Source organism: Palleronia caenipelagi (assembly GCF_007004065.1).
Taxonomy (GTDB): domain Bacteria; phylum Pseudomonadota; class Alphaproteobacteria; order Rhodobacterales; family Rhodobacteraceae; genus Palleronia; species Palleronia caenipelagi.
Genome location: NZ_VFSV01000168.1, coordinates 1 through 707 on the forward strand (window position 1 = coordinate 1; position 707 = coordinate 707).

Sequence of the window (707 nt, forward strand, 5' to 3'; positions counted from 1 at the left end):
CGACACGCGCGACGTTCCGAAACGTTCAGTTCTGCACGAACACGATCAATGCAGGTACGGCGACGAGCGGGGCTCAGAAGTTTCCCTTTGCGGCCTCCGCCAGGATCAGCTTGTCCAGGGTCAGATCCGAAACAGCCTTGCGCAGCCGCTCATTCTCTTTCTGAAGACGCTTTAGTTCCTTCAATTGGTCCGTGCCCATTCCACCGTACTTTTTCTTCCAGCGGTAGAACGTCTGTTCAGTCACGCCGATCTGGCGGATCGCATCCAGACGCGGCATCCCTTGCCCCGTCAGAACCTCACCCTGCCGTAACTTCGTAACAATCTCTTCTGGCTTTGGTCGCTTGTTTGCCATCTGTTTCCTCCGTTTTCCTGAACATAGCGGAGGACCACTTCAGTGGGGAAAGACCAGGTCGGTCTGACGACAGGACACCCAATGCCATTCAAGCACAACGCATCACGACGGGACAAGTTTGCGAAGGCGAAGTACCGGGTCACGAACTGGGCCGGATACAACGAGAGTCTCCGCCAGCGCGATGACGTGACGATCTGGCTCAGCGAAGACGCGATGGCCAGATGGAGCCCACCGCCCGCTGGTATGCTCGGTGCGCAGCGGCGGTATTCGGACATGGCGATTGAAATCTGCCTGACCTTGCGCGTCGTGTTCGGACTGGCGCTTCGTCAAACGCAGGGCTTCGTTCGAAGTCTTT

General features: G+C 57.4%; 1 protein-coding gene and 1 pseudogene. One reads left to right on the plus strand and one right to left on the minus strand.

Annotated features, from left to right (window positions below; all coding sequences use genetic code 11):
* A pseudogene (locus tag FEV53_RS20505) lies at positions 1 to 352 on the minus strand (transposase); the annotation flags it as partial.
* A gap of 81 nt (positions 353 to 433) precedes the next feature.
* Here FEV53_RS20505 and FEV53_RS20510 point away from each other — a divergent pair.
* Positions 434 to 707 (plus strand): transposase (locus FEV53_RS20510; RefSeq protein ID WP_185962286.1); only part of this gene is annotated, 274 nt, incomplete at its 3' end.